This is a genomic window from Pseudodesulfovibrio sp. 7M6, from assembly GCF_050058625.1.
GTDB lineage: Bacteria > Desulfobacterota > Desulfovibrionia > Desulfovibrionales > Desulfovibrionaceae > Pseudodesulfovibrio > Pseudodesulfovibrio salinus.
Window position 1 is genome coordinate 1,744,742 of record NZ_CP188816.1, and the last position, 25,945, is coordinate 1,770,686.

31 protein-coding genes and 1 pseudogene are annotated in these 25,945 nt (G+C 52.6%); 19 read left to right on the plus strand and 13 right to left on the minus strand.

Features of this window, described 5'->3' with window-relative positions; all coding sequences use genetic code 11:
• The first annotated feature begins 52 nt into the window (after positions 1-52).
• From ACI0FG_RS08275 to ACI0FG_RS08290, 4 genes and pseudogenes are all read left to right on the plus strand, one after another.
• Positions 53-472: a CoA-binding protein gene (locus tag ACI0FG_RS08275; protein ID WP_419788065.1), complete on the plus strand. Its 420-nt coding sequence runs from the start codon at positions 53-55 to the stop codon at positions 470-472.
• Positions 469-906 carry a YkgJ family cysteine cluster protein gene (locus ACI0FG_RS08280; RefSeq protein ID WP_419788066.1) on the plus strand — a complete coding sequence of 146 codons (438 nt, stop codon included), beginning with the start codon at positions 469-471 and terminating at the stop codon, positions 904-906. Before ACI0FG_RS08275 ends, ACI0FG_RS08280 begins: the two co-directional genes overlap by 4 nt.
• A 33-nt stretch (positions 907-939) precedes the next feature.
• Positions 940-1,089: pseudogene (locus tag ACI0FG_RS08285) on the plus strand (DnaJ domain-containing protein); the annotation flags it as partial.
• A 24-nt stretch (positions 1,090-1,113) separates the two neighbouring features.
• Entirely contained in the window at positions 1,114-1,731 is a 618-nt protein-coding gene (locus ACI0FG_RS08290) for a molecular chaperone DnaJ (protein WP_419788422.1), read from the plus strand.
• 1 nt (position 1,732) lies between these two features.
• Here the strand turns inward: ACI0FG_RS08290 and ACI0FG_RS08295 are convergent, their stop codons facing one another.
• Positions 1,733-1,897, minus strand: coding sequence for a hypothetical protein (locus ACI0FG_RS08295; RefSeq protein ID WP_419788067.1), 165 nt, complete (start codon positions 1,895-1,897; stop codon positions 1,733-1,735).
• A gap of 232 nt (positions 1,898-2,129) precedes the next feature.
• Between ACI0FG_RS08295 and hisH the strand changes: the two genes are divergently transcribed.
• Positions 2,130-2,771 carry an imidazole glycerol phosphate synthase subunit HisH gene (gene hisH / locus ACI0FG_RS08300; RefSeq protein ID WP_419788068.1) on the plus strand — a complete coding sequence of 214 codons (642 nt, stop codon included), beginning with the start codon at positions 2,130-2,132 and terminating at the stop codon, positions 2,769-2,771.
• Positions 2,761-3,540: an imidazole glycerol phosphate synthase subunit HisF gene (hisF, locus tag ACI0FG_RS08305; RefSeq protein ID WP_419788069.1), complete on the plus strand. Its 780-nt coding sequence runs from the start codon at positions 2,761-2,763 to the stop codon at positions 3,538-3,540. The genes hisH and hisF overlap by 11 nt, the downstream gene beginning before the upstream one ends.
• Before the next feature lie 71 nt (positions 3,541-3,611).
• Here hisF and moaC read toward each other — a convergent pair whose 3' ends face one another.
• Genes moaC through ACI0FG_RS08325 form a run of 4 tightly spaced genes read right to left on the minus strand, consistent with a single transcriptional unit; the run spans position 3,612 to position 6,837 of the window.
• Positions 3,612-4,088, minus strand: coding sequence for a cyclic pyranopterin monophosphate synthase MoaC (moaC, locus tag ACI0FG_RS08310; protein ID WP_419788070.1), 477 nt, complete (start codon positions 4,086-4,088; stop codon positions 3,612-3,614).
• 1 nt (position 4,089) lies between these two features.
• Positions 4,090-5,208 carry a molecular chaperone DnaJ gene (dnaJ, locus tag ACI0FG_RS08315; RefSeq protein ID WP_419788071.1) on the minus strand — a complete coding sequence of 373 codons (1,119 nt, stop codon included), beginning with the start codon at positions 5,206-5,208 and terminating at the stop codon, positions 4,090-4,092.
• A gap of 6 nt (positions 5,209-5,214) precedes the next feature.
• Complete coding sequence (gene rpoZ, locus ACI0FG_RS08320; protein WP_419788072.1) at positions 5,215-5,451, minus strand: DNA-directed RNA polymerase subunit omega; 237 nt, start codon at positions 5,449-5,451, stop codon at positions 5,215-5,217.
• 30 nt (positions 5,452-5,481) lie between these two features.
• Positions 5,482-6,837, minus strand: a complete 1,356-nt coding sequence (locus tag ACI0FG_RS08325) for a DUF4340 domain-containing protein (protein WP_419788073.1) — start codon at positions 6,835-6,837, stop codon at positions 5,482-5,484.
• A gap of 171 nt (positions 6,838-7,008) precedes the next feature.
• Here ACI0FG_RS08325 and ACI0FG_RS08330 point away from each other — a divergent pair, with 171 nt between their 5' ends.
• The 13 genes from ACI0FG_RS08330 (at position 7,009) to ACI0FG_RS08390 (ending at position 18,338) form a co-directional block, all read left to right on the plus strand.
• Positions 7,009-7,758 (plus strand): tRNA lysidine(34) synthetase, encoded by a 750-nt coding sequence (locus ACI0FG_RS08330; RefSeq protein ID WP_419788074.1) that lies wholly within the window; start codon positions 7,009-7,011, stop codon positions 7,756-7,758.
• Between the two features lie 63 nt (positions 7,759-7,821).
• Positions 7,822-8,727, plus strand: a complete 906-nt coding sequence (locus ACI0FG_RS08335) for a peptidoglycan DD-metalloendopeptidase family protein (protein WP_419788075.1) — start codon at positions 7,822-7,824, stop codon at positions 8,725-8,727.
• Between the two features lie 154 nt (positions 8,728-8,881).
• Positions 8,882-9,679: a flagellar biosynthetic protein FliR gene (fliR, locus tag ACI0FG_RS08340; RefSeq protein WP_419788076.1), complete on the plus strand. Its 798-nt coding sequence runs from the start codon at positions 8,882-8,884 to the stop codon at positions 9,677-9,679.
• Positions 9,680-9,691: 12 nt separating this feature from the next.
• Entirely contained in the window at positions 9,692-10,759 is a 1,068-nt protein-coding gene (gene flhB / locus ACI0FG_RS08345) for a flagellar biosynthesis protein FlhB (RefSeq protein ID WP_419788077.1), read from the plus strand.
• A gap of 63 nt (positions 10,760-10,822) precedes the next feature.
• Complete coding sequence (flhA, locus tag ACI0FG_RS08350) at positions 10,823-12,922, plus strand: flagellar biosynthesis protein FlhA (protein ID WP_419788078.1); 2,100 nt, start codon at positions 10,823-10,825, stop codon at positions 12,920-12,922.
• A gap of 8 nt (positions 12,923-12,930) precedes the next feature.
• Positions 12,931-14,025, plus strand: a complete 1,095-nt coding sequence (locus tag ACI0FG_RS08355) for a flagellar biosynthesis protein FlhF (protein ID WP_419788079.1) — start codon at positions 12,931-12,933, stop codon at positions 14,023-14,025.
• Between the two features lie 17 nt (positions 14,026-14,042).
• On the plus strand, positions 14,043-14,870 hold the full coding sequence (locus ACI0FG_RS08360; RefSeq protein WP_419788080.1) for a MinD/ParA family protein: 828 nt from the start codon (positions 14,043-14,045) through the stop codon (positions 14,868-14,870).
• On the plus strand, positions 14,812-15,597 hold the full coding sequence (locus tag ACI0FG_RS08365; RefSeq protein WP_419788081.1) for a FliA/WhiG family RNA polymerase sigma factor: 786 nt from the start codon (positions 14,812-14,814) through the stop codon (positions 15,595-15,597). Before ACI0FG_RS08360 ends, ACI0FG_RS08365 begins: the two co-directional genes overlap by 59 nt.
• Positions 15,598-15,617: 20 nt before the next feature.
• A complete protein-coding gene (locus ACI0FG_RS08370; protein WP_419788082.1) occupies positions 15,618-15,998 on the plus strand; it encodes a chemotaxis response regulator CheY in 381 nt (126 codons plus the stop codon).
• 23 nt (positions 15,999-16,021) lie between these two features.
• Positions 16,022-16,750: a flagellar basal body-associated FliL family protein gene (locus ACI0FG_RS08375; RefSeq protein ID WP_419788083.1), complete on the plus strand. Its 729-nt coding sequence runs from the start codon at positions 16,022-16,024 to the stop codon at positions 16,748-16,750.
• Positions 16,751-16,753: 3 nt separating this feature from the next.
• A complete protein-coding gene (locus tag ACI0FG_RS08380) occupies positions 16,754-17,083 on the plus strand; it encodes a hypothetical protein (RefSeq protein WP_419788084.1) in 330 nt (109 codons plus the stop codon).
• Between the two features lie 14 nt (positions 17,084-17,097).
• Positions 17,098-17,505, plus strand: a complete 408-nt coding sequence (locus tag ACI0FG_RS08385) for a hypothetical protein (protein WP_419788085.1) — start codon at positions 17,098-17,100, stop codon at positions 17,503-17,505.
• Between the two features lie 137 nt (positions 17,506-17,642).
• Positions 17,643-18,338 carry a hypothetical protein gene (locus tag ACI0FG_RS08390; RefSeq protein ID WP_419788086.1) on the plus strand — a complete coding sequence of 232 codons (696 nt, stop codon included), beginning with the start codon at positions 17,643-17,645 and terminating at the stop codon, positions 18,336-18,338.
• Between the two features lie 86 nt (positions 18,339-18,424).
• On the opposite strand, the gene lpxC is transcribed toward ACI0FG_RS08390, so the two are convergent.
• The 8 genes from lpxC to ACI0FG_RS08430 form a co-directional block, all read right to left on the minus strand.
• Positions 18,425-19,345 carry a UDP-3-O-acyl-N-acetylglucosamine deacetylase gene (gene lpxC, locus ACI0FG_RS08395; RefSeq protein WP_419788087.1) on the minus strand — a complete coding sequence of 307 codons (921 nt, stop codon included), beginning with the start codon at positions 19,343-19,345 and terminating at the stop codon, positions 18,425-18,427.
• A 183-nt stretch (positions 19,346-19,528) separates the two neighbouring features.
• Complete coding sequence (prmC, locus tag ACI0FG_RS08400; RefSeq protein WP_419788088.1) at positions 19,529-20,374, minus strand: peptide chain release factor N(5)-glutamine methyltransferase; 846 nt, start codon at positions 20,372-20,374, stop codon at positions 19,529-19,531.
• Between the two features lie 16 nt (positions 20,375-20,390).
• Positions 20,391-21,458, minus strand: a complete 1,068-nt coding sequence (gene prfA, locus ACI0FG_RS08405) for a peptide chain release factor 1 (RefSeq protein WP_419788089.1) — start codon at positions 21,456-21,458, stop codon at positions 20,391-20,393.
• Positions 21,459-21,461: 3 nt separating this feature from the next.
• Positions 21,462-22,406, minus strand: a complete 945-nt coding sequence (locus ACI0FG_RS08410) for a DUF1385 domain-containing protein (protein ID WP_419788090.1) — start codon at positions 22,404-22,406, stop codon at positions 21,462-21,464.
• 174 nt (positions 22,407-22,580) lie between these two features.
• Entirely contained in the window at positions 22,581-22,805 is a 225-nt protein-coding gene (gene rpmE, locus ACI0FG_RS08415) for a 50S ribosomal protein L31 (protein WP_419788091.1), read from the minus strand.
• A 168-nt stretch (positions 22,806-22,973) separates the two neighbouring features.
• Positions 22,974-23,291 (minus strand): TusE/DsrC/DsvC family sulfur relay protein, encoded by a 318-nt coding sequence (locus tag ACI0FG_RS08420; protein ID WP_419788092.1) that lies wholly within the window; start codon positions 23,289-23,291, stop codon positions 22,974-22,976.
• Positions 23,292-23,500: 209 nt separating this feature from the next.
• Complete coding sequence (locus ACI0FG_RS08425; RefSeq protein WP_419788093.1) at positions 23,501-25,228, minus strand: YcaO-like family protein; 1,728 nt, start codon at positions 25,226-25,228, stop codon at positions 23,501-23,503.
• Positions 25,225-25,944 (minus strand): class I SAM-dependent methyltransferase, encoded by a 720-nt coding sequence (locus ACI0FG_RS08430; protein WP_419788094.1) that lies wholly within the window; start codon positions 25,942-25,944, stop codon positions 25,225-25,227. The genes ACI0FG_RS08425 and ACI0FG_RS08430 overlap by 4 nt, the downstream gene beginning before the upstream one ends.
• Position 25,945: the final 1 nt, after the last annotated feature.

Sequence of the window (25,945 nt, forward strand, 5' to 3'; positions counted from 1 at the left end):
TGGAAGGAGATTCCTGTAAAAGGACGTTCTCCAACCAGAAAGGAACGCATACATGCTATATAATGACAAAGAGCTAGCCGCCCTGCTCAATGAGGTCAAGACCATTGCCGTCATCGGCGCAGTGGATAAGCCGGGACGTCCGGTGGACGGTGTGGGCCGCGCCCTCATTGCCATGGGATACAATATCATCCCCATACACCCTGTTCGTACCGGAGTGTGGGGGCTTGAGACCTATAAAACAATTGCCGACGTCCCTGTCCCGATAGATTTGGTCGACGTGTTCCGCAACGCACAGTTCTGCCCCGGCCATGCGGAGGAAGTTTTGGCACTCTCCACGCTCCCACGCTGCTTCTGGATGCAGACCGGCATCACCAGTCCCGAAGCCCGAATCCCGCTTGAAGAGGCTGGTGTCATGGTAATTGAAGACCGCTGCCTTATGGTTGAGGCGCATCGTCTGGGAGTTGGCCAATGACCGCTGAAGCTTTTTCCTGCAAAATGTGTGGACACTGCTGCCAGGGTGAAGGCGGCATCGTCATGACGGAGAAAGACAGGAAGCGGCTCGCCGAGCACCTGGGCATCCCCGTTTCGAAACTGGTGGAAAAGTATACACAGGAACGCGGCGGCAAGCTCCATCTCATCTGTGGGGATGATGGGTACTGCGTATTCTTTTCCAAAGGGTGCTCCGTCCATCCCGGCAGGCCGGATATCTGCCGCGCATGGCCCTTCTTCAGAGGTAACTTGGTGGACGAAACGAGCTGGGAGATGATTCAGGAGTACTGTCCGGGCGTAAACCCCGAAGTGGGACATGCGGAATTTGTCCGCCAGGGAAAGCAATATTTGCGAGAGGAAGACCTTTTGCGCTATGATCCCGATACAGCGCCCAATGCGCTGCTCGCGGACGATTGATTTCGGGACGGTCCGCCAAAAGCCAGGTACCTCATGACGCTACAGGAATGCCTTCGAATTCTTCAACTGCCCGACGGAGCCGGATCGGCTCAGGTAAAGACGGCCTTTCGCCGCCTGGCCTTCAAATATCACCCGGACCTGAACAGCGCCCCAACGGCTGCGGCCAAGTTTCGTGAAATTAACGAGGCTTATGTCATTGCCAGGGAATTGCTGGAAAACGGCAATGGTCCAGCCGGGCAAAGTAAAAACGAAGACGCCACTCAGGCTAAGGCCAGGGCAAGCCAGCGGGAAGGAGCCAAAGCATACGCCCGTCAGCAGAAAAAACGCGCCAAATCCGGTACAGGGCCGCAACAATCCGCACGTTCACGCCACCAGAGCATGTATTACAAGGAAGAAGAGGTCCTCAAGGATATTTTGAACGACCCCTTTGCCCGAAAAGTTTTTGAGGACATCTACAGTAAAATCAGGAAGGAAAAGCCCGGTTATTCAGGACCGCTTGAGGTGAAACGCCGTCGCCTCAAGCTTCACTGGGGTGACCGAACCTTGAAATTCGACTTCGGCAAAAAAGGGCTGATCGGGTCTGCCAAGTCATGGCTCAAAGGTCAGATGGACCATGAGCAGATAGTCTATTTCCCCGCCATCCAGCTTATGCCTGGACGGAAAATCCGCATTACCGTGGACCAGAAATTCAGCAATGGCCCTAAAACAGTAGAAGTCACCCTGCCCAAAGATTTCGTTGTTGGCCGTCCCATCCGGCTCCGTGGGCTGGGGCGAAAACTCGGCCCCGTCACAGGCGATTTGATACTACGGATTTTCGCCCGCTAGTCTAAAGCCAGAATCCCATCTGTTCCGGCTTCCTGGATCTCCACCGGTTCTCACGAGCCATGCGCCGAACCGCTATAGGCACCCATTCTACGTTGCATAGAAAAATTACGGCAACAAGTGCCCCGGCCAGCATCCACAGTGTCATCGACAGCAGCTCGATCAACATGAATATCTCCTTGTTTTTTTTGATTGACTAATCAATTGCCGTGCCAATGGCGTACAGTATGGTCTCGCCCTCGATGGCTCACTGAGTTCCATTCATTTCCGCTCAATAAATTTATCAATATTGTGATACTTTTTGATTCATGTACAATTTTGCCAATATTAAAAAACCCCTTGTTTTCCCCATCGAATTTTACTAGTCGCTGTATAAACTCAATAGCTGAGCGGAGGGACGCATGCTCGCCATATTCGACTACAAGGCGGGAAACCAGACCAGTGTCCACAGAGCACTGGAACATCTCGGTATCCCCAATGAAATCACCAACGACCCGGGAAAACTGGATCGAGCTGCCGGTATCATTTTCCCAGGCGTGGGCGCCGCAGGCCAGGCAATGGACGAACTCCATTCCGCTGGTCTTGATGATGTAATCAAGGACCTCATTGCCAAGGAAAAACCGGTACTCGGCATCTGCGTCGGCTGCCAGATTCTGCTGGACTACAGCGAAGAAAACGACACCAAAGCACTGAAAGTCATTCCCGGCGAATGCAGACTGTTCAACCCTTCCTGGGTTGACTATGAAGACATTCCCATTCGTGTGCCCCACATGGGCTGGAACCAGGTGGAACTCAAAAAGGAATGCAGGCTGTTTAAGGACATTGCTCCGGACGCTAATTTTTACTTTGTCCACAGCTACTACCCTGCCCCCAAGGAAGAATTTGTCATTGCCACCACCCGCTATGGCATAAATTTCTGTTCCATGCACGGCCATGAGGGACTCTGGGCCGTGCAGTTCCACCCGGAGAAAAGCGGCCGTCCCGGCCTTCAGCTCCTCCGCAACTTCTACGACTACTGCCTGGAGGTGGCCGATGCTCAGTAAACGCGTCATCCCATGCCTTGACGTACGCAACGGCAAATTGACCAAAGGTGTCAAATTCAAAGGCAACATCGATATAGGTGACCCCGTCGAGACCGCCCGCCGTTACTATGAAGAAGGCGCTGATGAAATCGTATTCTACGATATCACCGCCTCTAGCGAAGGCAGAGGCATCTTCCTGGACGTTGTGGAGAAGGTCGCCTCACAGATATTCATCCCCTTCTCGGTAGGCGGCGGCATCAATTCGGTGGACGACATGCGCGATGTGCTCATGGCCGGTGCCGAAAAGGTCTCCGTCAACTCCGGCGCGGTCAAGCACCCCGACATCATCAGCGAAGGAGCTGCCCGCTTTGGAGCCCAGTGCGTCGTGCTGGGGATGGATGTAAAGCGTGTCGAGAAATCCGAAGTCATTCCCTCAGGATTCGAGGTCGTCATCCATGGCGGCCGCAAGTACATGGGAATGGACGCCATCGAGTGGGCCAAAACAGGCGAAGCTCTGGGAGCGGGCGAAATCTGTCTGAACTCCATTGATGCCGACGGCACCAAGGATGGTTATGACCTTGAACTGACTCGCATGGTCGCAGAGGCCGTCACAATCCCGGTCATCGCTTCCGGTGGCGCAGGCACCCCGCAGCATATGGTGGATGCTGTCACGGAAGGCAGAGCCACAGCGGCTCTCATCGCCTCCATAGTCCACTATGGCGAATACACCATTCCGCAGCTCAAGCAATACATGCAGAACGCCGGTGTGCAGATGCGAACCGTCTGGTAAGACGCCTTTTAAGAACGAAAAAAAGCCACCGCCCTTTTGGGAGGTGGCTTTTTTAATGTTCTTCGATACAGCTATTCAGCCTGAAAAGTACCGCTCTTGCCGCCGCTCTTGTACACAAGACGACAACGGTCGATTACAATATCCTTCTGAACGGCCTTGCACATATCATAAATAGTGGCGGCAGCTACCTGGACGCCGATCAAGGCTTCCATCTCCACACCGGTCTTATAGGATGTACGGACTTCGCACTCCAACTCGATGCAGTTGGTCTCATCCACCACGGTGAACCGAATGTCCACATAGCTGATGGGCAGCGGATGGCACATGGGAATCAGGTCGGACGTTCTCTTGGCAGCCTGGATTCCGGCAATCTTGGCCGTTGTCAACACGTCTCCCTTGGGCAGGGCATCACGCTTGAGCAGGTCCATGGTTTCCGGGGCCAACCTGACAACACCACGTACGATAGCCGTACGGGCAGTATCGCCCTTGGCCGAAACATCCACCATACGCGCGTTGCCGTCCTGATCCATATGCGAAAATCCGGTCATGCTATTCTCCCATCACCTTATCCTTGGCCTTCTTGAAGAAGTCCTTGGCCTTGGTGGTCAACTTCTTGGCCTCGATCTCCTCAAACTCCTTGAGAAGAGCTTCCTGGCGCTTGCTCAGACGCGTCGGGGTCTTGACCGTCACTTCCACCAGCAGGTCACCCTTGTGCGTGGAACCGAGATGCGGCAGGCCTATGCCACGCAGCCGAAAGACCTCCCCACTCTGAGTTCCCTTGGGAATATCCAGATTAACAGGCTCACCCAGGGTCGGCACTTCCAGCCGGTGCCCCAATGTTGCCTGCACAAAGGAAATCTCGCGACCGATGATCAGATTTTGTCCCTGACGTTCAAAGACATCATCCGGAGCAACGCGAATGACCACATAAAGATCACCCGGGGGGCCACCATTAACGCCGGCTTCACCTTCGCCCCGCAACCGCAGCCTGGAATTGTTGTCGACTCCAGCAGGAATGCGGACCTTGAGGTCCTTATCCTTGATGACGGTGGTCCTGCCCATGCACTCGGGACAAGGATCGGAAATGATCCGTCCGGCACCTCGGCAATGGGGGCAGGTAACGGAAATACGGAAAAAGCCCTGCGCCTGCTGTATGGTCCCACTGCCGCCACATTGAGGGCAAGTCTCAGGAGATGCTCCCGGAGCGGCACCGGACCCGTTACAGGCCTCACAAGGCTGCTCCACGGGTATGGTTATATTGACCTCGGCGCCCTTTGCCGCTTCCCGGAAGGATATTTCCAGATTGTAGCGAAGGTCGGCACCGGGGCGAGGTCTGTTGGCACCACCACGACCAGCCGAAGAAAATCCAAAAACCTCTCCGAAAATGTCGCTGAAGGCACCAAAGATATCTTCATTGTTCGAGAAGCCGGAAAAGCCCTGACCGTTCACACCTTCATGGCCGAACCGATCATAAGTCTGACGTTTTTCCTCATTGCCGAGGATTTCATAAGCCTCGGCAGCCTCTTTGAACTTGTTCTCGGCTTCGGGATCATCCGGATTCCTGTCCGGATGAAACTTGAATGCCAATTTCCGATAGGCAGATTTGATCTCGTCCTGACTGACGGATTTCGAAACGCCCAGGACTTCATAATAATCGCGTTTGGCCATGATAGATTAACTGTCTGAGATTCCCGTCTCGCTGAGATCCATATGGACATCCGGGCCGTCATGGTCGGGATAGATCTTTCCGGCTGCGATTTCACGCAGGGCGTTCACAACTTCCTTGTTTCTGCTCTCCACCAGCGGCGGGTAGCCCTCGCGGTACTGTTTGATGCGCTTGATACCCATCTGGGTAATGAGGAAACGATTGCTGACCTTTTCCAGGCAATCCTCAACGGTAATCCGTGCCATGGGTTTTCTCCTTGGGGGCTGTTATATATCCTATTGTCCGACCACTGCGGGAGCGGATTCGGACACCTGAACAGGAAACATTCCTTGCAAATCCTTAACGAGTCGGCTGGAAACGGGATAATACATCCCTCCGCCGTTTTTCATCCAGCACTGGCCCTGCGGCAAACGCGGATCAGCGTAGAACGTCAATTCGGTCAACTGGTTCCCTGCTTCATTCTCCAACCGGCAGTACAAAAGCGGAATGGCCGACTTCGGCAGGGTGTTGAGAGGCAATGCCTCGAACTGTAATTCTGTAAATCGCCAAAGTGACATGTCAATGCCGGGGATGTCTTTTTTCTCCCCTGCCACACGCCACCCTGTTGCGCTTCGCTCCAGCCTGTATTCGGTCGTGCCGTTGCGGACAATAAAATGAGCTACGGTACCTATATCCAGTTTGATGACGGTTCGTCCCTGCACATCAAAGGCACTCTTTACCAATTGTGCAACACTCTGGGCATCCAAAACAAAAGGAACCGTCAGCCAGGAAGACTTTCCGAAATAGATGGCCGGGTCTTCCTTGACCGTAAAGAATTCCACGGCTGCAGGCTGCTCTGATTTGCCCGACCAAATTTTTATGGTCAACGCGGGAATCTTGGTTTCCGCATCCACAGGCTCAAGAAGCAGGCGATTGGCCCGCAGCAAAGCCAGGGAGTGGATGTACAGCTTGAGTTCCGAATCAGAGGCGGGCTTGTCCTTGAGATAACCGGGGAGTGTAAAGAAAAAACCTTCCTTGCGTTTCTCCACCAACCAGCTTGAGCCAAACGGCTGCAGCAGCTGGACTTTATTCACCGTCTTTTCATCAAACTGAAAGACTCGAGTATCCAGAAAATAACGAGCCGGAGGTCCAAACTGTTTCAGGATATCCCGGTTGAATTCATAAACCAGGGCCTGACTGTCCGAATTCCAGCCATAGACTTCGCCAGCCTCGTTGACTTTCAATTTGACGACCAGCGTATTCTTATCTTTCTCGCCGAAGGTGACTATGATTTTGAGGGTCGGATCATCAAGCCCATATTGCTCCAGCCCGCCCCGATCAAATCCGCCAATGGCCCTCTGGGGAGCGAGTTCCTCAAGGCGAGTGAGGAAAGCGGTAACCTTGTCCGGCATCACCCGAGCCTTTACGTTCCAAGAGACGCCGGGCACCTGTGCCTCCCACTCACCGTTCTTGCGGGTGAGCATGTATGCTCCCTCAGCGCCCTGAACATGGATGGACACAACACTACCAAACGGACGCGACAACCAGCGAGTTCCCTCGACCACGGCTTCTTCAGGCTTGGCAAACCAATAAATGGCGACTACAGCCAAGATGAGAAGGACTGTCGTCAATATGTATAGGCAGCGTTTCAAAAAGCGACCCTCCGAAGGGGCACCAAGAGATTGGATTCAGGTTCAGGACAAAGCAGTATAGTCCTGTGCGCAAGCGAATAAATTTGCCAAAATCGTACTTGCAAGTCAAGAAAGAATCGTCTATCAGCCGAAAATCGAAAACGTCTCACGCGCCTAACCGGAGTAACAGAAATGGCCTCATGGGGAAAACTGACTTTTGCACAAAAACAGTGTGTCACCGCAACCGGCAAGCTCATGCAGCGGACAGGAATGGTAGAGTCCGGCGCACGAATAGGAATCGCCGTCTCCGGTGGTGTCGACAGCTTTCTGATGCTCAAGGTCCTGAAGATACGCCAGGCCATAATGCCATTTCCCGTCGAGTTGATGGCCTTGCATGTAAACCCGGGATTCGCCCCCTCATCCCACTCCATTCTAAGCGAGTGGTGTGCAGAAAACGGCATAGCTCTTCATGCGGAACTGACGGACTTCGGTCCCCGAGCGCACACCGATGAGAACCGACGGAATTCCCCCTGTTTTTACTGCAGTATGCTGCGCCGCAAGCGTCTCTTCGAACTTTGTCGTGATTACAAGTTAAGCCACCTTGCCTTTGGCCACAATGCGGATGATAATGTGGTCACCTTCTTTATGAATATATTCCAGAATGGACGAGCCGACGGCCTATCCGCCAATGAATCTTTTTTTGACGGCAGGTTACAGGTTATACGGCCAACCATGCTGCTTGAGAAAAAAATGGTCATCAAGGCGGCAAAGCAATGGGAACTCCCCATATGGGCAAACATCTGCCCTTCCAACGGAGCCACCAAGCGAACCGAAATCCATGAATGGCTGGAACAGACATGGAAAAACGACCGCCGCATTAAAAACAATGTCTTCAATGCCGTCACCCGCCAACAGGTTGACTTGACAAGTAAAAAAGTCTAGACTATCAAATATTTGACCATATCCTCTTACAAGAAGTTGGCACTGCAACCAACTGGAAAGAGTATGCTTTTCAGAAAATACCACATCGTAGTCTTTAAGGATAAACAGGGTTCCTGCCGTAAATTCCAGATGCGGGGATGGGTGATAGCCTCACTTTTCATCATCGTAGCTGGGCTCGCGGCTGGTAATTTCGTCCTTTGGAAAAAATACGTCCATAATTTCCGTATTGAGCAAGGGCTCAACCGGGCAGAAAAGACGGTTCAGGAGCAAAAATCCCAGCTGCTGAGCCTTACACAAAAAATCGTTGCCCTCCAAAAAAATCTCGACAGGATCCGTGACTTTGATTCCAAGCTCCGCGTCATGATCAATCTTGACCAGGACGTCAGCCAGGCCACTGCCCCGAAAGGCGGGCCCACCAATGAAAATTTCTCAAAAGGATACCTTCCTCTCTACCGCCAGGAACTCCTTGCCCGAAAGATGCATGAATTTCTCCGACAGCTGAATGTGGAAGCCCGGCTTGAGGAAGTCCGCCAGCAGGAAATTCTGCATACCCTGCGCAGCAATCAGAATATGTTGGAGGCAACACCCTCCATATGGCCTACCTCCGGCTGGGTCACTTCCGGATTCGCCTGGCGTACATCGCCTTTTACCGGCAAACGTGAATTTCACAAAGGCATAGACATTTCCGCACCACGCGGCACTCCCGTCTATGCTCCGGCACGTGGCGTCATAACCTTTGCCGGGCGTGACAGTTCCTACGGTCTTTGCATCCGGCTCAAGCACAATACTAGCCTTTCTACTCGCTTCGCTCACTTGAACCGAATTGCGGTCAAACCCGACCAGGTCGTCACGCGTGGCGAGCTTATCGGTTATGTCGGCAACACTGGACGCAGCACAGGGCCTCATCTTCACTATGAAGTCAGGCTCAATGGTGTTCCCGTCAACCCCAAACGCTACATCTTGAACTAAAGCGATACAACCTATGTCCCAAATCACCCCTCTTGGAGTTGTGCCTTCCAAGAGGGGTGTTTTATTTCAAACTCATCCCCGAAACAAATTCCGAGACCATTGCTTCGGGACAACTTTCAAGCAGACTGGCTCAGGTCTTGCAGTGGGTTAAAGAATGGAACTGTTCGGATTCAACCCAGGGGAAGTATTAAGTTTTTTACTGACGTTTTTCCGAGTAAGCGTCGTCCTTTTCATGTTGCCTTTTTTCGGGAGCACAAGCATTCCCAATCAGGTCAAGGCAGCGATGTGCATAGTGCTCTCCCTTGCCGTCTGGCCTCAGCTCTCCTTCTCCGGCACACTCATGCCCGACAGCATACTCGGGCTTATCCTGATGATAATTGGAGAATTGATCCTCGGTCTCATCCTGGGGCTTATAGTTCGTCTGCTCTTTACAGCAGTACAATTCGGCGGCCAGATCATCGGTTTTCAGATGGGATTTGCCATGGTCAGCGTCATGGACCCCATAAGCGGTACGACCAATACGGTTACAGCGCATTTCCTGTATATGTGCACCATGCTGACGTTTCTGGTTCTCAATGGGCATCTGCAATTACTGAAAGCCCTTGGCATGAGCTTTCAGTACGTTCCTCCGGGAGATTTGCTGATTTCACCTCGCCTAGCCACTCACCTGCTGGATTATTCCAGCATCATCTTCACCTTGGCCGTTCGCATTGCAGCCCCTGTAATGGCCGCGTTGTTTCTTGTTGATCTTGCGCTCGCTCTCATCGCCCGAGCCGCCCCCCAGATGAATGTGCTCATTCTCGGCTTTCCCATCAAGATTGCCGTTGGCTTCTTCTTCCTTGGTTTCCTCTTCACCCTCATGTCACTGTATGTGGGAGATTACCTGCAAGAGTTCAGCAGGCTCTCCACAAGCATCCTCAGGGCTCTTTCCCCCACAACGGCGGCTCCATAGGGAGATAGCTCCATGCCACAAGACGACCCAAGTAAAACAGAAAAAGCCACCGAGAAACGCCGGAAGAAAACGCGCGAGGACGGCAGTGTCGCCAAGGGAGAAGAAATAAGCAAAGCCATGATTCTCCTCATGGGCGTGCTTGCACTGCGGTTTCTCATTGGATTCTACCGCGACCAGTTTTCCGAAATCTACCGCTGGACATTCACCGAGGCCATGCACATGGAAATCACAAAATCCAGTGCATATTGGCTGTTTGTCTGGGGTCTGAAAGAAATGGCCATCCTTGTCCTGCCGATTATGCTCGTCCTGATCTTGACAGCATTTATCACCCTGAGGCTGCAAGTCGGCAAACTCTGGACAACAAAACCGCTACGGCCAAAATTCGGAAAGCTGTTCAACATTCTTGCCGGATTGAAAAAGTTAACCTTCAGCCTTCAGGCTCTGATCAAACTTGCTAAAAGCGTCTTACAGGCTTTGGCCGTCGGCATCGCCCCGTACATTGTCATTCGGCAAGAAATGAACAACCTCATGCCACTTTTTCATACCAATACGGAAACCATCATCGCCTATCTTCTTTCCATCGGCTACAAGATGACGTGCTATGCACTTATTCCCATGCTGCTCATCGCCATAGCCGACCTCTGGTATTCCCGCTGGGACTACGAAGAAAACATTAAGATGAGCAAGGACGAGATAAAGGACGAGCGGAAACAAGCGGAAGGTGATCCTGTCGTAAAGCAGCGCCAAAAAAGCAAGATGATGGAAATGATGAGCAAGATGATCTTCCAAAGCGTTCCCAAGGCGGACGTGATCATCACCAACCCCACCCACTACGCCGTGGCTCTGCAATATGACATCATGGTAGCCCCTGCGCCGCGAGTGCTTGCAAAGGGCATGAACCGCGTGGCGGAACGCATCAAAGAGATTGCAAAAGAAAACAATATTCCCATCGAACAGAACCCTCCCTTGGCACGAGCCTTGTATAAACAGGTTGAAATCGGGGAGTCCATTCCCGAGGAGCTCTTCCAAGCGGTAGCAGCGGTTCTGGCAAAACTTGATAAATTCAAGAACCGTAGATAGTTACAGCCAAACAACGACTCCTCGCGATTCTCCAGAAACAACCCCCTGCGAGGTGTCAAAAACATGGCTGCGAACGAAAAACAGACCTCTCTCCCGAAGATCAATTACGAGAAGTTCGCCAAGCAGGGCGACATTCTCCTGGCTGCGGGCGTTGTGACGATCCTTTTCGTCATGCTCGTTCCAATGCCTACTCCCTTCATCGACTTCATGCTGACGGTCTCCATTTCTCTCGGTCTGGTCATCCTCATCACCTCAATGTTCATGAAGTCGCCGTTGGAATTTTCCATTTTCCCCTCGCTGCTTCTGGTCACGACCCTGCTTCGTTTGGCACTCAACGTGGCAACGACAAGAGCCATTCTCCTGCATGGTGATGAGGGAACCAGTGCAGCTGGATCGGTTATTCAAAGTTTTGGTGAGTTCGTTGTCGGCGGCAACTATGTCATCGGCATAGTCATCTTCATGATTCTGTTTATCTTGAATAAAAGCGTCATCGTCTCCGGTACGACACGTATCGCGGAAGTCGCGGCACGCTTCACCCTGGATGCCATGCCCGGTAAGCAGATGGCCATTGAAGCCGACCTCAATGCGGGGCTCATCGATGAAGAGGAAGCCACCAAGCGCCGGATACAAATGCGCCGGGAAGCCGACTTCTACGGAGCCATGGACGGTGCCGGAAAGTTCGTCTCCGGAGACGTTAAGGCCGGTGCCATGATCACGGCCATCAACATCATCGGCGGCTTTCTCATCGGCGTTATCCAAAAAGACATGAACTGGATGGACGCCGCCCACACCTACACCCTGCTGACCATAGGTGACGGTCTGGTCTCGACCATTCCTTCGCTGATCATCTCGACCTCAGCTGGTATCATTGTTTCCCGTGCCGCAGCCGAAGCCAAAATGGGTGAGGAATTCCTGGGACAGTTGACCTATCATCACCGCGCCCTCAAGCTGGTGTCCGGCATTCTTCTCATCTTCGCCCTCGTACCCGGTATGCCGACAATTCCGTTTATTACACTTTCTGCCCTCATCTTCTTTCTCTCCCGGCTCTCTGCAGAACAGCAGGCTGACTTTGAAGGAGCGGAGGAGGAGAAAAATGCTGCCGAAAACTCGACGCTGGATACCCCGGAAGAAGTACAGGCCTTGCTTCCTCTCGACCAGTTGGAACTGGAAGTGGGGTATGGCCTCATCCCTCTTGTGGACGAGGAACAAAATGGCAACCTGCTCTCCCGCATCAGATCCATCCGGCGTCAATTCGCCCTGGACATGGGCGTTGTCATTCCATCCTTGCACCTGAGGGACAACCTTCAGCTCAAGCCCGGCGAATACCGAGTGGTCATCAAGGGCAATCCCGTGGCCCAGGCGGAACTGCTCATCGATCATTACCTGGCCATGGATCCCGGCGATGCCAAGCACCATATCCAAGGCGTCGAAACCGTGGAACCCGCCTTCAACCTTCCAGCGGTCTGGATACCGGAAGCGCAGAAGGAAGAAGCTATGCTTGCAGGCTACACCGTGGTCGATCCTTCCACGGTCATCGCGACCCATCTTACCGAAGTATTTCGCCGCAACCTGCACGAATTCCTCGGCAGGCAGGAAACCCAGGAACTGCTGGACAACCTCTCCAAGCGTGCTCCCAAAGCAGTGGAAAGCCTTGTGCCCGGTCTGCTCTCCCTTGGTGGATGCCAAAAGGTTCTTCAGGCACTGGTGCAAGAGAATGTCTCCATTCGTGACCTGCTGACCATCGTGGAAACCTTGGCTGACTACGCCACTGCAACACAGGACCCGCAGCAACTCACGGAATTCGTCCGGGCCAAAATGGGACGTACCATCGTCAAGCCGTATCTGGGTGAAGACGGAGTTCTCCCGATCATCACGCTGAACCCGGCCATCGACGAAATTCTGGGCAACGCCATCCGGCCTGCGGAACAAGGAGGCTACCTTGCCCTTGAGCCCAACCAGGCACAAAAGATCATTCAAGCTATCAACCGCGCTTCGGAAGAAGCCATGGTCGCAGATGGTCAGCCAGTTTTGCTGGTCACACCACATATCAGGAACCAGTTCGCACAACTTCTCAATCGCTTCCTTCCTACATTGCCTGTTCTTTCGCAGGCGGAAATCCCGGCTGATGTGAAGATTCAATCGGCAGCAACCGTGAGCATCTAGGACTGACCATGCAGATGAAGACATTCCGGGCCGCAACCTCCACAGCGGCATTCGAAAAGATCAAGGCGGAACTCGGTACTGATGCCGTAATCCTTTCCAACAGGACAATTACAGACAACGGCACCAAGTGCTGTGAAATCGTGGCAGCCATAGATTCCCTGCCCGTCCCGAGCAAAAGCAAAGCGGACAAGGCGCCCAAGGCACCCACCCGCGACATGGTTGTTGAAGACGCCTTGGAAAACGGCATCGGTTGGCAGAGGGAATGGAGCCAGATCAAAAGCCAGATCATGGTCTTGATGAAATCTCAGGTGGACCTGGACCTTCTCTCCCCCAAGCAGAGACTGGCCATGGAATATCTGGAACGTGAAGAAGTGAACAACAAGACGTTGGCTCATCTTTTTTGCGGGCTACGGGAAGACAAACGACAATCCATAGTCCCGTTGCTTGAACGCATGGCCGCGGTACGCCCCCTTGCCTCCTCGGAATGGAATACGCCACTTCATGCCTTTGCAGGCCCCGGCGGCGCGGGCAAGACTTCCACGCTGATCCGTATGGCTCTCCGGGAAAAGAAAGCCAATCCGAGATTGCGCATCTGCATGGCCACGGCCGATGGAGGGCAAGGGAAGGGACGCATTGTGCTCAAGCATTATGCAGAATTGTCCGGAATGGCTTTTCGCGAAATCATCACCCGTGACGACTTCGCTCTCTTGCAAAAGGAAGCCAATCATTTTGATCTGATTCTCATTGATCTGCCGGGCCTGCCTGGTACAACCAATCTGGAAGAATGGATGGCGCTTTATGGCTTGTCCAACTGTCAGGATCTGGCCGTGCATCTGGTGTTTAATCCCTACTTCAGCCAGACCCAGTTCGAACGCTTCATAGACAAATATAAAAGTAAGCAAGTTGTAAGCCTTATCTGGACGAAACTCGATGAAGCCTGTACATTCGGTGCCATACTGAACATGGCGTTCGCCACCGGCCTGCCGGTTTCCGCCTTGTCATACGGTTCCGGCCTGAAAAACAGCCTCGCTCCGGCCAAAAGCGAGATGCTCTGGAGGCTTTTGTTTATGCGCAAGCTGCCCGGCGGCAACATTCAACCGTAAGGAGACATAGTTACGCCATGAGTTCGAAACTCCCTCTGGTTTTCTCCGTCACGTCCGGCAAGGGCGGCGTCGGCAAAACCAATATGTCCGTCAATCTGGCCTACAGCCTGAGCATGGCCGGGAAAAACGTTGTACTGCTTGATGCCGACCTCGGCCTTGCCAACGTAGACGTCATTCTCGGTCTGACTCCGGAGAGGAATCTGTTCCACCTCTTTCATGAGGATATGACCCTGGACAAGATACTCTTCGATACTCCCTATGGCTTCAGAATCCTCCCGGCATCATCGGGCGTCAGCGATATGGTGGCCCTGGACCGAGGACAAAAACTTGACTTACTTGATGCCATGGACTCCCTGGAAGACAATGTGGACTACCTCATTGTGGACACAGGGGCCGGCATCAATGACAACGTTCTTTATTTCAATCTTGCGGTGCAGGAAAGATTGCTGGTCATCACGCCGGAACCCACTTCCCTGACCGATGCCTACGCCTTGATCAAAGTGCTCAAACTGCAACACGGCGTGGAAAAATTTCGCGTACTGGTCAACATGGTCAAAGACCAGAAAACCGCCAAAGACGTGTATCTCAAGCTCCTTAACGCTTGTGATCATTTTCTTGACGGCATATCTTTGGATCTTGTTGGCTTTGTCCCATACGACCCGAATGTGCGAAACTCGGTTATTGCTCAGACACCCTTCTGCCACAAATTCCCGAAGACCCCGGCGAGCGTGGCGGTACGACAGGCGGCCCAGAAAATTAACAGCTGGAAAGTAATCCCCAATACTGATGGCAATATTAAATTCTTCTGGAAAAAGCTCCTCTTCCAGGAACGGTCCGTGGCTTGACCTGGAACAGGGCAGCAAGTGCTGGAACGATTTCTCTCCGCGAGACCGGGAAGATATCGTCCGCTTCTATGCGCCCAAAATCCGGATTCTCGCCTTACGGCTCAAGGCCAAGCTGCCGCAGAGTGTCGAGCTGGGAGAATTGATAAGCGCCGGCAGTCTGGGACTCCTTGACGCCCTCGGAAAGTATAACCCCGAGCGGGGTATCAAGTTCGACACCTACTCGGAAAATCGTATAAAAGGTGCCATGCTGGATGAGTTGCGCCGGATGGACTGGTTTTCAAGAGGACTCAGGCAAAAAGTAAAAGTACTGGAAGACGCTCAACGTCAGATTGAGCATGAGACGGGCTGTCCGGCGACTACTGAGCAATTACAGGAACATACCGGAATGTCGGAACGCGATATCCAACATGGGTTGGAAGCGCTGCACAACCAAGTCTGCCTCAGTCTGGATAATTTCCAGGACAACCTGGTCAACAGAAAAGGCATGGCCGACGATGAACCGTTCCAGTCAACAGCCTTTCAAGAAATAGTTGACAAAGTAGCCAATCTCATTGAGGAATTGACGCCACGTGAAAAATTGGTCATATCTTTATATTATGGCGAGGAGTTGAACATGAAGGAAACCGCCGAAGTTATGGAAATAACCGAAGGACGAGTCTCCCAATTGCATTCACAGGCCCTCGGAAAACTGAGAAAAACCTTCAGAGAAAGGTTCGAAAACGAATAGACGGGAGAAAGGAGACACTCATGGGCTACGATACCAATATGCGCGTCCTCGTTGTTGACGACTTTTCCACCATGCGCAAAATCATCAAAAACATTTTGCGTCAGCTGGGATTCAACAATATCGTTGAAGCTGACGACGGCTCTACCGCCTGGGAGACGTTGAACAAGGACAACATCGATTTCATCGTTTCCGACTGGAACATGCCCAACATGTCCGGCATTGAACTGCTCCGCAAGGTGCGCGGCAGCGAGGAATACGGTGACATTCCCTTTTTGATGGTTACTGCTGAAGCCCAGCAGGAAAACATCATTGAAGCAGTCCAGGCCAAGGTATCCAATTACATCGTCAAGCCGTTCACTCCGGAAACGCTGGGTCAGAAGATAGCAAAAATCTTCGGCTAACCCGGCCTTTTTAGGCACGCAAGATGGTTCTGCTCGTCCCGGACGATCCGGAAGAAGTCACCGATGACACCGCATCGGAAGATGTAGGGGGCGGGCAGGCCAAAGCTCAGCTTGACGATACCGAGGCAAGCCGGGCTACACAAAAGGTCGATCTCGACCTTGATGATGCCCCTTTTCTTGAAGATGAGGAAGAAGAGGAAGATATAAGTTCAGTAGAAGAAGAGGAAATTCCTCTTCTTGATGAAGGCAAAAAGGAATCAAGCCTTGATTTCAAGGCCCTGCTTCGCAATAAGCTGTTCCTTGTCGCTACCGGCATTATCCTCATCCTTTTGATCGTTATCACCATCTTGCTTCTTCGCGAACCGGAAGCCCCTCCTCCGCCTCCCCCTCCGCCTCCTCCCACAGAGGCCCCCAAACCGGAACCGACACCTCAACCGGAAGAGAAACCGGAGATCCTGATCCGAATGGATCCGTTCCTGATCGAACAAAGGGACAAGGAAGACAAAATTCGTTTTCTTGAAGTTCGTGTTGTGGTTTCTACTCAGGATGACGGGCTTGCGAGACAGTTCAAGCAGGAAACGTATACTGTCCGCAATGCTCTCTATTATTATCTGAAGAATAAGGATTTGGAATTTTTGTCCGATAAGGATAATAGTGACAAGCTGAAAACAGAACTTCTTGCCATTATTAACCAATATATGGGTTTTGGAGAGTTCGACACGCTTTTGTTCGAAAGATACCTAGTGAGGTGAGCCATGAGCCCTACTCCCCTGGATCTTCCAGTCCTGATTTCGCAAATGCCTTATGTTGCGAAGCTGGCCCACGTGGAAAATGCGCGGCCAGAGATTCAGAATCAGCTGTTCGGGCCGATGATCAATGAGCACATTAGGAAGAACGAAGCAAAAATTCAACAGGTGGACAAGAAGGAAAAAACGGACCCTGTTGATCGCGATGGACACCATTCCCACCAACAGCAAAGCATGAGCAATCAAAACAGCAAGGAAAAGAAAGAGGAAACGCCAAATGAGACGGGCCCTTCCTCTGCATCCCCCTGGTCTGGCAATATCGTTAACGTCAAAATTTGAGCTGGAAATTTTTCATGTCCAATCTGCTCCTCATACTGTTCACCGTAAGCGAAATTGTTCTTCTCGGTGTTGTTATCATCTTCTTTCTTAGGCTACGAAAATCGGAAGCCCTGCTTTCCAATCTTCAAGCCAAACAAGAAGACTTCCTGAAACGTCTTCAATTCAACACACAGTTGGAAAATGAACTTGTCTCAACTTTTGAACGTCGCCAGCAAGAGCTTGTAGCCATAAACAACGAAATCGAGAAGCGCGCCACCGAATTACAAAAACTGGTGGACATGGCGGGTGAATACTGCAAGTCCCCGCAATTCATGCGAGAAATCATCATCAAAGGCCATAGAGCCGGTAAGTCGCCGATTCAGCTGGCTAAATCCACAGGCCTCGGACTCGATGAAATCGAGATGATCATCGATCAGGCCTGACCATGCGAGTCCTCGGATCCGGCACAGGCTTTCCCGGCTACAATAACGGAAGGGACGACAGATCCGCTGCGTTCAAAAGAGGCAGGCACCCGGGTCAAAAAGTGCGTGGCCGGGTCCTCAAGCGCATCCCACCTGATATGGCCTGGGTAGAGATCGACGGGCACCGCCTGCTGGCCCAGCTACAGTCAGCGCCTCAGGAAGGAGCCTGGCTCGTATTTATCGTTCGCCAGATTGTTCCGAACATTGTCCTCCAGGAACTGCGGGAGTCAGCCTTGGACGCAACTTCAGCCCCCAAGCTGGACTATGCAGCGTCATTCGAGGCAGCCCGCACGCTGTGTGAAAATCACCTTCGCCCATACAGTGATGAGATAAATTCCACTTCCTATGACCAGAGGGCCAAAGCATTCGTTGCGCATCTCCGATCTGACGGAAAGCTTCGTGCGGCATACCTGGATACTCTCTCCTGCGGGAGCACAATAAGCGACCATTTTGCCGCACACACCTTGCTCTACCAGCCTTGGCTTCTGCCTAAGGCAAGACGACAGGTCACCATCATCCCGAAGCCGCGGAAAAAGGTAGAAAGTGGACTGAACAGTTGTATGGTGGAATTTGACATGAATCCATACGGACTGGTACGCATTGAATTTCTCAACAAGGACATGGAAACAGGCTATCGAATTAAATTGCAGCATATCAGCCAAAAAGAAAGCCTACGTAGCTTTCTAGAATCTTCGATAAGAAGCAATTCCGGGTCAGTTCGCTGCCTGGGAATCAGCAAACTTTCTCCACAAGAGCACGGTGGTGTTCTCGCAGAATTGCTTTTTACCAGGTAGCTATTACGCAGATTAGCCCCTGATATTGCCGCCACAAAAAAAGCCCACCAAATGGTGGGCTTTTTTTGTGTAGCGCAAAATGAGAGCTACGCAAGAACAGGAGCCGGAGACATACCAGGAACTAGGACATCCTGTTTTTCCTTTTCGGGGACAGGCTCAACTCTGGGTTCCAGGTACATGTCACGGTTCTCGTCAAGATGACGCAGGAAGGCATTATTCATGGCATGGCCCGAAGCAAAGACTTCGAAATGTCCCTGCAAGGGGACACCTAATATGGCCATATCACCAACAAAATCAAGCATCTTATGGCGTACAAACTCGTCCTTGAAACGAAGGCCTTCCGCGTTAAGCACACCATACTCATCAAGGACAATAGCGTTATCAAGCGAACCGCCGAGGGCCAAGCCGTTGGCATGGAGGTAGTCGACTTCCTTGAGGAAACCGAACGTACGAGCCTTGGCGAGTTCCTTGGTGAAATTTTCCGGAGTAATTTCCAACTCCATACGCTGGGTGCCAATCATGGGGTGGGCAAATTCAATGGTGTAGTCGATATGAAAACCGTTGTGCGGCGTGGCCTTGATGAACTTCCCGTCTTTTTCGAAATCCACGCGCTTCTTGACGGCAAGGACCTGTCGTGGCTTGGACAGCTTACGAATCCCCGCCTGCTTGAGCAGATAAACAAAGGACGCTGCACTGCCATCCATAATAGGCAATTCGCGTCCAGTTACTTCGATGTGGATATTATCAATGCCCATTCCGCTGGCTGCGGCGAGCATGTGTTCAACAGTAGCTACAGTCTCTCGTCCATCCCCAAGAACGGTGGCAAGCCCGGTTTCGACGACCAGGGAAGGGGCCGGGCTCAGGAAAGTGGAGCCATTGCCGTTACGCAGGGAAAATAGGATTCCGGTATCTTCAGCAGCCGGGCGGAGCACCAACTCAACCTGTTTACCGCTGTGAAGCCCTGTTCCCGTGCAACGTACTGTTTTCTGTATGGTGGTTTGCAACATTAATCCTCCAATTGGAAACCGAAACCATACAAGCAAAAAAGATGCCACACGCAAATAGTATTGCAAGCATTTGATATTATGAACTTTTTCATTCTGGACTCTTTCTAGAACAGTGTAGCATCTCCGCAACTCATTGTATTTTTACAACAAGGATTCCTCGAGAGTGTGGTATTTTTGCAAAAGTCATTTTCGCAAAAAAACCACGCGATCGTGACCGGCCAGGTCCTTGATCATGCTAACCTGTCCAATTTCCGGATAGCCATGGGATATTATTTTTTTGATTGGGTCGCCGTGCCGCCACCCTACTTCCATCAGCAAAACGCCCCCCGGCTTCAAGGCCGCGAGGACTGGAGCGAGCATGGCCCGAACGTGATCCAGCCCATCCGCCCCACTAACCAAAGCGAGAGTGGGTTCGAATGCCGTCACCTCATGGCTTGCCTCGGTCATCTCCTGTTCCGTCACATATGGAGGATTGGCTACAATCAAATCATATGGGCCGCCGGGCAAAGGATTGGTAAAATCGCCAACCACAAAATGAGTCCGGTCCTGCACACCATGCCGTTTAGCATTACTGCGAGCCACAGCAATGGCTGCGGGACTCAAGTCAATGGCATCACACTCTGCCTGGGTAAATACCGTGGAAATAGTTACCGCGAGAATCCCCGACCCTGTACCCAAATCCGCGAACCGAAAAGCATCGTCTTTGGCGAAGAGCTCCTCCACCTTTTCTACGATGTGTTCCGTTTCCGGTCTGGGAATCAGCACGTCAGGCGTAACCTTGAATTCCAAGCCATAGAATTCCTGACGCCCTAAAATATAGGCAACAGGTTCCCCGGAAGCCCGTCGATCAATCAGCGCCCGAATCCTGGAGAGTTGCTCCGTCGGTATCTCCTGATTGCGGTCCAGATACACAGCAGACGGAGCGCACCCGAGAGCCTCGGCCATGAGCAGCTGCGCACTCAGACGCGGCGAATCCACACCAGACAGGCGTGTTTCGCTTTCCTTCAGGATATCCAGTCGGGTAGGCACTGCCGTCCCGTCGGGACTAGTCGCCCTGACGCTTGAGCGCCTCGGCCTGGAAGTAGCTGATGAGAGCATCGGTCAAATCATCCAACTCCCCTTCCATAACCTGTGGAAGTTTGTGCAAGGTAAGGTTGATCCGATGGTCGGAAACACGTCCCTGAGGGAAGTTGTAGGTACGAATACGCTCTGAACGGTCACCGGAACCAATCTGGCTGCGGCGAGTGGCGTCTTCCTCAGCTTTGGCTTTGTCTTGCTCTATCTGAAGCAGACGAGAACGGAGCACCTTCAGGGCCTTGGCCTTGTTCTTGTGCTGCGACTTCTCATCCTGACAAATGACGACCATGCCGGTGGGCACGTGGGTAATACGGATAGCGGAGTCCGTAGTGTTGACGGACTGCCCGCCAGGACCGGAAGAACGGTAGACGTCCACGCGCAGATCTTCCTGGCGGAGATCGATATCGACCTCTTCGGCCTCGGGCATGATGGCCACAGTAACTGCGGAAGTATGAATACGTCCCTGAGATTCTGTGGCAGGCACACGCTGAACGCGGTGAGTGCCGGACTCGTATTTGAGCTTGCTGTAGACCTTGTCGCCGGAAATCGAGGCAATGACTTCCTTGTACCCGCCGGAGCCTGTAGGGTTGGAACTCATCTCTTCCACTTTCCAACGGTTGGCCTCGGCGTACCGGGAATACATGCGGTAAAGGTCGGCTGCAAACAAAGCGGCCTCATCACCACCAGTACCGGCACGAATTTCCAGGATGATGTTCTTTTCATCCATGGGGTCCTTGGGCAGCAGGAGGATTTTAAGTTCCTCTTCAAGCTGAGGCAGACGCTCCTCGATCACTTCGATCTCGGCCTTGGCCATCTCCCGAATATCAGGATCGGAATCGGCCAGCATCTCCTCGTTGTCCTCCAAATCCTGAGCCAGCTGCTTGTGCTCACGAAACACGCGCACAACGTCAGCCAGATCGGCATGGGCCTTGGAGACCTTCTTGTACCGTTCCTGGTCGTCAAAAATTTCAGGCTGGGCAAGTTCCTGCTCCAGCTTTTCGTATTTGGTCTCAATATCCTCTAGCTTGCCGAACATCTATCAGCACTCCTCGGCGTTGACGGCGCACTGCAAGGCGGCAATGGCCACTTCTATCTGGGAATCATCCGGTTCCTTGGTAGTCAGCATCTGCATCATCAATCCGGGCCAGCACAGGATTTTACAAAGCCCGTTCTTGCTGTATTTACCTGCAAACTTGATGATTTCATACGCAATGCAACTTACCGGAATCATGAGAAACAACTTCATTCCGACAATATACAGGTGCCGGGCCAAAAAATGTTCCGGCGAATACCATGTCAAAATATACGGCACCAATATGGCATAAAGCAAAATGGAAACAACCAGCACGAACAGCAAGAAAGCTGTACCGCACCGGGGATGGAGACGGCTAAAAAATCGGGTGGCATCAGGAGAAAGGGTCTTGCCGGATTCCCAGGTCCAGATCACTTTGTGCTCGGCACCGTGATACTCGAACACACGACGAATATCAGGAATCATGGAAATGGCGAGAATATAGCCGATGAAGACAACCATTTTGATGACACCGTCCCAGAGATGAAAACTCAGGGAATCCACATCACCGGCAAAACCCAGCAATTCCAACCCTACGGACAAGAAATGCGGAAGCACTACGAACAGGCCGAGCGCCGCGCCAAGAGCCAGCACCATGGTCAATACAAGATGCCAGGTCGTCAGTTCGCCCTCGTCCTCCCCTTCGGCCGCCTGCATGGCAGAAAAGTTCAGAGCCTTTATGCCATTGACCAAGGTCTCAAGCAAAACGGGAAAACCGCGCAAAAACGGTTTTTTCAGCAGTGGATGGCGAACCAGAGTAAACCACGGACGGACTTCCGTGATGATAGTGCCGTCAGCCTTCCGAATGGCGATAGCGAGAGAATTTTTGGCGCGCATCATAACGCCCTCGATGACGGCTTGGCCACCGACGGATTGCGGTGCGGCTAACGCGAGCAAACCTGACAGCTTCAAAATAAACCCTCCGGGGAAAAGAACGAAAAGTTCGTCACGCGGCAAGGACGCCGCACGATCTCCAAGGGGTAGAATTAAGAATTCCAGACAGTTTGTAAAGACCGTTTCTCAAAACAATATGCCTCCGCCGCAACCGACGAAGGCATATGTTCACGGCTTGCGCCGGGAGATGCGTTACTTTTCGGTTTTGGTTTTTTCGAACTGCGCATACTTCTTGCGGAAGCGGTCGATACGACCAGCAGTGTCGACGAAACGCTGCTTGCCGGTGTAGAAAGGATGGCAGTTGGCGCAGATTTCGACCTCAAGCTCCTCGCCCTTGGTAGTCAGCAGTTCGGACTCGTAACCGCAGTGGCAACGAACCTTGGCCTTGTAAGTCTTCGGATGGATATCGGCTTTCATGACGTACTCCTGTCATTAATTTCGTTCGGAACTCGGTCTTATACTCGCAGCACCGCTGGTTGGCAAGAAAAATATGAATCATTTTCCCGGTGCATGTTCCATTCTTCGTATTCCAGAAAAAAAGGCAGATGCCGAAGCACCTGCCTTGATTTTTTCCCTGGTTGCGGACTAAACGCAGCCGGTGGGCTTGGGCAGGCCAGCCATCTTACAGGCTCCCTTACCAGGTCCGGACGGGAACAGCTCGTAGATCTGCTTCAGCTTGAAGCCGGTGACCTTGGAGAGGATGCGGACCATCGGAGCGATGCCGTTCTTCTTGTAGTAGTCCTGCAGGAAGTCGATGACCTTCTGGTGATCTTCGGAGATCTCCTTGATGCCTTCGGACTCCTTCACGTATTCGACCCAAACCGGGGTCCAATCTTCAAATTTCTGCAGGAAGCCGTCTTCATCAACTTCAAAGGAATTACCCTGGAATTCAACAACAGCCATCTTATCCTCCTAGTGGGATGTTTGTCATGCTGTAGTCCCGGACGTCCCGGAACACCCTTATCCATTTAAACAGCGATCCGCTGTTTGATACCTTTATATCGGCTCGGTATGAAACCGTGGAGGGACGTTACGTCCACCGCACAAGTTTTGTCAAGTACCAAGCCATTTTCACGTGAAAAAACTGTGTTGGAATACCCTACCTGAACACTCTAGGATTCCTCAAGTTCCTTCAAATGATCCCTTGCATAATCCAGGTTGGGATCCAAGTCCAATGCAGAACGCAGAAAATCGATCGCTTCCGCATTATTTCCCATAAACTTGTGGCATAATCCAAGATTGGCAAGGTCATGCGGCGACCCGCTGTCGATATCAAGGGAAGCCTGAAAATCAGCGGCCCCCTCAGCATATCGTCCGGCCTTGAAATGTGCCACGCCACGCAGGTTGAAGTACTCCTTGCACTCGGCATCGTATCCGATGGCCCTGGTTAGCGGATCAACGGTCTCTTCCCACTGTTCCGCCTGTGACAATGCATAGGCCTCATAGAAGGCGGACAACCCCCGTTCCGCATCGGCAGGCTGTAACGGCTCCGCCAGAGCGAACTGATCGGCGGCATAGTCGGTGTCTCCCATGCGCAGAGCCAGCAATCCCCTGAAGAACGGCAGGAAGTAGGCATTGGGATATATTTCCTCCAGCACTTCCATGCCCTCCATGGCATCGCCAAAGTCCGAATCTTCCGCGAGTATACGCCCAACGAACAGACCAACACTCCGATTTGGTGTCCTTTCCCGAAAGTCAAAGCCGGGAACAAAGCTGTAGTTTGCAGGCACGCCCAGATCCGGGTGGGAGGTGCTCACCGAGTAAAGGGGCGTTCCCTTGGCGGCAAGGCCCTCGGCCATATGCTGCAACTCAACATATATGTTGTTATCTTCCACCGTGGGCAAAGTATCGAGAGCAACGCTCTCCCCAGCCTTCAGCCATTCCAGCTCCGCCAAGTCGGTAAACTTGGGAAGCCCCGAGGCCTCGTAAACCCGACTGGTTTCAAAATCACCGGCAAGCTGCGCCACTTCGGTAACAGCCCGAATGGCAGCCTTGACGGGAGAAGCCGCCGTACCAGCCGTAAAAACGATCTCGCTCAATGCCGGAAAAGTCTTCTCATCCCAGGCCACAGCTGCCACCGTGGGGGCCGGGTATCCCATGGAGAAATCCTTGAGCAACAGGTTGACCCCATTATCCGAAAAACACTTGGCCAGCCGCGTCAGAACGGGATCTCCAAAACTGACAGGGTCTATCGTCGGCAGTGTCGGCCTGGTGCGGTCGATAATTGCGCAGACATGGCGCTCGATCAATTCATTGGTTCCTTGAGAAATGGACTCCTCAAAGGTGTTTCCTGCGGACGATCCGTTGAACTCATTGAGTTTTTTGAACCAATCCAAGGGAACATACTCTTCCTCTCCGGAAAGAACATTGAGGGCAGGGTAAAACCGCCACTGCACCAAATCCATGAGGCGTACAGCCGCCTCCGAATCCAGATCTTCGTCCACCGAGCGGGCGATCAGTCCGATATCCATGACCTTGCCGGGCCAACGGGCCTCGGCCTCGGACCAGGTAAGCCGCTCAAAATGGTCTTCATCGGCCCAGAAGGTGAAAAAGGAATAACGCTCCACCAACTCCATGAGAGCCGAAGCCTCGGCCTGCTCCGGCGAGGCCCCCTTGCCCATCTGCTTGCGCGTGGGCATGAAACGGGCGGCTTCCGGGCCACAGATGGAAACAAAAACAGGGATGCCGAGCCGTCCAGTGTCGACCCTGTCGGTGGCGGCAAGAACTCCGGCGCAACGTTCTTCCAGCAATCCTTTGACCCGGCGCACAGTCTCAACGGGATCACACGCCTTGTCCTGGTCGCGAGTATAGGATTTGAAACAATCACCTAACTGCATCAAGCACCTCGCCGCTTGAACCGGAAAAGGCTCACTGTTTTTTTCTCGCCGGTCGTATTATCAGTATAGGGTGTTTCGGAACGCATAATAGCGAACTTCTCCCCTGCCGAAGTAAAGAAATTGCGGGCTGCACGCTTGAGGTCCAACGCCAAAAACACCTCAACCTCAAGCGTGGTCGCCAGATGGCTGTCCAGGAACCCCGCCAGATCATTGAAAACGGACTCGTCAAAGAGCATTTCGCCCGCTACGGCGCAATCGAAGGTCTCTCCCAACTCATCACGAAAATCGGTTCGTACGCACCGCACCGAATCCAAGCCATTTTTCAGGGCATTGATGCGAGCGAACAACAGGGCGTCCGGGTCCTTGTCCACCACCGTTACCGCAAAACCGCGCCGGGCCAGCAGCAGGCCTCCCAGAGCGGCACCGCCGCCAAGCTGGAGTACCTTACCCCCCTCCGCGAGAGGGAAACGCGACACAAAGGAGGCAAGCACCAGACCGGACTGCCATATCTTGGCCCACAAGGGCAAAGTCACCGTCTTGCCTGAACGGGTCTGATCCATGAGTTTATCAATATACCGCTGCATCTGTTTGATTTGCAGCACCTCAAGCGTCTGTCCGCCCACAGTCACAGGCTGAAACTCCACCTCGCCGAATTTATTTGCGGCAAGAGAGAGAAGCCGGTCCATGGGCTGTTCCAGATCATAGTCTTTCACAGCCACG

Excerpts from the sequence above, each read along its gene's own strand:
- ACI0FG_RS08280 (WP_419788066.1), top strand. The coding sequence starts at position 469 with ATGACCGCTGAAGCTTTTTCCTGCAAAATGTGTGGACACTGCTGCCAG.
- ACI0FG_RS08420 (WP_419788092.1), bottom strand. The coding sequence starts at position 23,291 with ATGGCTGTTGTTGAATTCCAGGGTAATTCCTTTGAAGTTGATGAAGAC.
- rpmE (WP_419788091.1), bottom strand. The coding sequence starts at position 22,805 with ATGAAAGCCGATATCCATCCGAAGACTTACAAGGCCAAGGTTCGTTGC.
- ACI0FG_RS08365 (WP_419788081.1), top strand. The coding sequence starts at position 14,812 with ATGGCAATATTAAATTCTTCTGGAAAAAGCTCCTCTTCCAGGAACGGT.
- dnaJ (WP_419788071.1), bottom strand. The coding sequence starts at position 5,208 with ATGGCCAAACGCGATTATTATGAAGTCCTGGGCGTTTCGAAATCCGTC.
- ACI0FG_RS08360 (WP_419788080.1), top strand. The coding sequence starts at position 14,043 with ATGAGTTCGAAACTCCCTCTGGTTTTCTCCGTCACGTCCGGCAAGGGC.
- fliR (WP_419788076.1), top strand. The coding sequence starts at position 8,882 with ATGGAACTGTTCGGATTCAACCCAGGGGAAGTATTAAGTTTTTTACTG.
- ACI0FG_RS08355 (WP_419788079.1), top strand. The coding sequence starts at position 12,931 with ATGCAGATGAAGACATTCCGGGCCGCAACCTCCACAGCGGCATTCGAA.
- lpxC (WP_419788087.1), bottom strand. The coding sequence starts at position 19,345 with ATGTTGCAAACCACCATACAGAAAACAGTACGTTGCACGGGAACAGGG.
- ACI0FG_RS08330 (WP_419788074.1), top strand. The coding sequence starts at position 7,009 with ATGGCCTCATGGGGAAAACTGACTTTTGCACAAAAACAGTGTGTCACC.
- hisH (WP_419788068.1), top strand. The coding sequence starts at position 2,130 with ATGCTCGCCATATTCGACTACAAGGCGGGAAACCAGACCAGTGTCCAC.
- flhB (WP_419788077.1), top strand. The coding sequence starts at position 9,692 with ATGCCACAAGACGACCCAAGTAAAACAGAAAAAGCCACCGAGAAACGC.
- prfA (WP_419788089.1), bottom strand. The coding sequence starts at position 21,458 with ATGTTCGGCAAGCTAGAGGATATTGAGACCAAATACGAAAAGCTGGAG.
- ACI0FG_RS08390 (WP_419788086.1), top strand. The coding sequence starts at position 17,643 with ATGGCCTGGGTAGAGATCGACGGGCACCGCCTGCTGGCCCAGCTACAG.
- rpoZ (WP_419788072.1), bottom strand. The coding sequence starts at position 5,451 with ATGGCACGGATTACCGTTGAGGATTGCCTGGAAAAGGTCAGCAATCGT.
- ACI0FG_RS08295 (WP_419788067.1), bottom strand. The coding sequence starts at position 1,897 with ATGTTGATCGAGCTGCTGTCGATGACACTGTGGATGCTGGCCGGGGCA.
- flhA (WP_419788078.1), top strand. The coding sequence starts at position 10,823 with ATGGCTGCGAACGAAAAACAGACCTCTCTCCCGAAGATCAATTACGAG.
- ACI0FG_RS08375 (WP_419788083.1), top strand. The coding sequence starts at position 16,022 with ATGGTTCTGCTCGTCCCGGACGATCCGGAAGAAGTCACCGATGACACC.
- ACI0FG_RS08370 (WP_419788082.1), top strand. The coding sequence starts at position 15,618 with ATGGGCTACGATACCAATATGCGCGTCCTCGTTGTTGACGACTTTTCC.
- hisF (WP_419788069.1), top strand. The coding sequence starts at position 2,761 with ATGCTCAGTAAACGCGTCATCCCATGCCTTGACGTACGCAACGGCAAA.
- ACI0FG_RS08380 (WP_419788084.1), top strand. The coding sequence starts at position 16,754 with ATGAGCCCTACTCCCCTGGATCTTCCAGTCCTGATTTCGCAAATGCCT.
- ACI0FG_RS08385 (WP_419788085.1), top strand. The coding sequence starts at position 17,098 with ATGTCCAATCTGCTCCTCATACTGTTCACCGTAAGCGAAATTGTTCTT.
- ACI0FG_RS08275 (WP_419788065.1), top strand. The coding sequence starts at position 53 with ATGCTATATAATGACAAAGAGCTAGCCGCCCTGCTCAATGAGGTCAAG.
- moaC (WP_419788070.1), bottom strand. The coding sequence starts at position 4,088 with ATGACCGGATTTTCGCATATGGATCAGGACGGCAACGCGCGTATGGTG.
- ACI0FG_RS08335 (WP_419788075.1), top strand. The coding sequence starts at position 7,822 with ATGCTTTTCAGAAAATACCACATCGTAGTCTTTAAGGATAAACAGGGT.